Consider the following 3,896-nt stretch of genomic DNA (forward strand, 5'->3'; position numbering starts at 1 on the left):
TTCCGACTCAGACAGCGATAGCGACTCAGATTCAGACAGTGACTCAGACTCTGATAGCGACTCAGATTCAGACAGCGATTCCGACTCTGACAGCGATAGTGACTCAGACTCAGATAGCGACTCAGATTCAGACAGTGATTCCGACTCAGATAGCGATTCAGACTCAGATTCAGACAGCGATGCAGACTCAGACAGCGACTCAGATTCAGACAGTGATTCCGACTCAGATAGCGACTCAGACTCAGACAGCGATTCAGATGCTGATAGCGACTCGGATTCAGACAGCGACTCAGATTCAGATAGCGATTCAGACTCAGATAGCGATTCAGACTCAGATAGCGACTCGGATTCAGACAGCGACTCAGATTCAGACAGCGACTCAGATTCAGATAGCGATTCTGACTCAGATAGCGACTCAGACTCAGACAGCGACTCAGATTCAGACAGTGATTCCGACTCAGATAGCGATTCCGACTCAGACAGCGACAGTGACTCAGATTCAGACTCAGATAGCGACTCAGACTCAGACAGCGATTCCGACTCTGATAGCGATAGCGACTCAGACTCAGACAGCGATTCCGACTCTGATAGCGATAGCGACTCCGATTCAGACAGTGATTCAGACTCTGATAGCGATGCAGACTCTGACAGCGATAGCGACTCAGATTCAGACAGCGATGCAGACTCTGACAGCGATAGCGACTCGGATTCAGACAGCGACTCAGATTCAGATAGCGATTCAGACTCAGATAGCGACTCGGATTCAGACAGCGACTCAGATTCAGACAGCGACTCAGATTCAGACAGTGATTCCGACTCAGACAGTGACTCAGATTCAGACAGTGATTCAGACTCTGACAGTGACTCAGATTCAGATAGCGACTCAGATTCAGACAGCGACTCAGACTCAGACAGCGATTCAGATGCTGATAGCGACTCAGACTCAGACAGTGACTCAGATTCAGACAGCGATGCAGACTCAGACAGCGACTCAGATTCAGACAGTGATTCCGACTCAGATAGCGACTCAGACTCTGACAGCGATTCAGATGCAGATAGCGATTCAGACTCAGATAGCGACTCAGATTCAGATAGCGATTCCGACTCAGATAGCGACTCAGACTCAGACAGCGACAGTGACTCAGACAGCGACAGTGACTCAGATTCAGACAGTGATTCAGACTCTGACAGTGACTCAGATTCAGACAGTGATTCCGACTCAGACAGCGATAGCGACTCAGATTCAGACAGCGATGCAGACTCAGACAGCGACAGTGACTCAGACTCAGATAGCGACTCAGATTCAGACAGTGATTCAGACTCTGATAGTGACTCAGATTCAGACAGCGATGCAGACTCTGACAGCGATAGCGACTCAGATTCAGATAGCGATTCCGACTCAGATAGCGACTCAGACTCAGACAGCGATTCCGACTCTGATAACGATAGTGACTCAGATTCAGACAGCGACTCAGATTCAGACAGTGATTCCGACTCAGATAGCGATTCAGATTCAGACAGTGATTCCGACTCAGATAGCGATTCAGATTCAGACAGCGATTCCGACTCAGACAGCGACTCAGATTCAGACAGTGATTCCGACTCAGATAGCGATTCAGATTCAGACAGCGATTCCGACTCAGACAGCGACTCAGATAATGAATTACCAGAGACCGGAGAAAATGATAATAATAATGGACTATTAATTGGATCATTATTTGCAGGTTTAGGATCATTATTATTAGGTAAACGTCGTAGAAAAAATAATAAAAATTAAAATAAACTCTAGCTTTTAAAGTTAGAAAGAGCCAGGTCTTGAAGACCTGGCTTTATTTAAAAAAGGAATAGAATTACTTAAAATTTAAAACAGTTTGCTATAATAACTAGTAAATACATGTAATATACAAGGAGGCAAATTATGAGTATTGAAGATAATATAAAAGAATTAGTAAATGTAGTTAATTCAAAAGAAAATATTGAAAATTACGTATTTTTAAGTTTAGGAAAACTAAATGTTAAAGCAACCGTAAAGTTACTAAAAAAAGCTAGATATCTTGAGAGAGATATTTTAAAACAAGTGCAAAGTTTTCGAAAAAAATCTGGAGAATATCCTAAATGGGTCAAATTAGATATAGTCAGTAATTATGAAAGTATTTCCTTTAAAGAAGTAAAGGAAGACATGGTTAAAACTCGAAGAAACTATATTAATTATGGTATAGCATTAGATGAATATTGGAATACTGCTTTTTTACCTGAAGAAATTAATGCTAATGCATTTGTAATACCAAAAAAAGAAGGAAATGGTAAATATTTATCAGAACAAAATATTAATGGTTATCTAAAAAAATATACTAGTCATAACAAGGGATATAGTGATGACTTTTTTGAAAATAAAACAATAATTAAGTTTTATACTAAGAGTTATTTTTTAGAAGAAAGTCATATTTATGAGCTAGAAGAATCAGGATTTAAAAAAGGTTTGAGAAAAATTGATGATTTTTCAAGAGAAATCGATAAATTGATACGTAGTAGTGTTAATTATCTTGAAAATATGATGATAGAAAGTGGTCGTTATCACTATGGGTATTTTCCACATTTTGATAAAGAAATAGGGACGTATAATATTTTAAGACACTCATCTTCAACATATGCGTTAATCGAAGGTCTTACATATTTAAATAAACCATTAGATAAAGTTGAAAATTCAATTGATTATATAATTAATAATTATACTTATGAAAAAGATGGGAAAGCATATATTTTTGATGATACAGAAAATAAAAATGAAATAAAATTAGGTCAAAATGCTTCATTTATATTTGCAGTATGTGAATATTTAAAAGCTAATCAGAATGCTAAATATTTAGAAATGGCTCAAAAAGTAGCAAAAGGCATTGTGTCGATGATAAATAATGAAACCTATGATACTGTACATATCTTAAATTATCCTGACTTATCAGTAAAAGAAAAGTTTAGAATAATTTATTATGATGGAGAAGCAGCTTTGGCATTACTACGTTTATACCAACAAGATCATAATAAAATATGGTTAAAAACTGTAGAAAATTTAATGGATCGCTTTATTGCGAAAAAATATTGGCAATATCATGATCATTGGCTAGGTTATTGTACAAATGAATTAGTACAAATAAATCCGCAAGATAAATATTTTGAGTTTGGTATTAAAAATGTAAATAATTATTTAGATTATATTAAACAACGTGAAACTACATTTCCAACATTTTTAGAAATGTTGATGGCTACTTATAGATTAATTAGAAAAGCAAAAGATACAGGACGCGAAGAACTTGTTAGAAATATGATAGATGAACAATATCTTGTAGATGTAATTAATGCTCGAGCGGATTATCAAAGAATTGGTTTTTTCTATCCTGAAATAGCTATGTATTTTAAAAATCCTTCAAGAATTTTAGGTAGCTTTTTCATTAAACATCATGGCTATAGAGTAAGAATTGATGATATTGAACACTATGTATCAGGGTACGTTCAGTATCAAAAAGAATTTAACAAATAATGAGGTTTAAATTATGAACTACTTCATGGGAACAATTCTGGAAGGAAGAATTACTGGTGTTGAAAAAGCTCAAATCAATAGATTAAAATTATTTTTAGAGAATAATGAAGATGCTTATTGTGTATATTCTGCTTGGAATCCCTATACTTATAGAAATGCAATTCAATTTGGTGTTGAAGAAAATGTTTTTACATTATACGACTATTTTCAAGAAAGTAATAAATATGTAAATAATGTTAAATTTGATTGGATTAATTTCTGGGAAAGTGAACACAACTATACATTAAAATATGTTCAGAATTCCAATGATTTAAAAATATATGAAAATGGTCGGTATAGAATCTGTCTCTTATACACATCT

The 3,896-nt window shown here is 35.7% G+C and carries 2 protein-coding genes and 1 pseudogene; all 3 read left to right on the forward strand.

The genetic code is table 11. The features are described from left to right. A partial coding sequence (locus tag CD128_RS10875) for an LPXTG cell wall anchor domain-containing protein (RefSeq protein WP_231917313.1) occupies positions 1-1,777 on the forward strand: 1,777 nt, incomplete at its 5' end. A 141-nt stretch (positions 1,778-1,918) separates the two neighbouring features. After that, entirely contained in the window at positions 1,919-3,535 is a 1,617-nt protein-coding gene (locus CD128_RS10880; RefSeq protein ID WP_103329916.1) for a poly(glycerol-phosphate) alpha-glucosyltransferase, read from the forward strand. 25 nt (positions 3,536-3,560) lie between these two features. Continuing rightward, positions 3,561-3,896: pseudogene (locus CD128_RS10885) on the forward strand (serine-aspartate repeat adhesin O-glycosyltransferase SdgA); the annotation flags it as partial.

It is taken from the genome of Staphylococcus croceilyticus (assembly GCF_002902575.1).
In the GTDB taxonomy this organism is placed as follows: Bacteria; Bacillota; Bacilli; order Staphylococcales; family Staphylococcaceae; genus Staphylococcus; species Staphylococcus croceilyticus.

Bases quoted from the DNA above. Each gene is read 5' to 3' on its own strand.
- CD128_RS10880 (WP_103329916.1), top strand. From the start codon at position 1,919: ATGAGTATTGAAGATAATATAAAAGAATTAGTAAATGTAGTTAATTCA.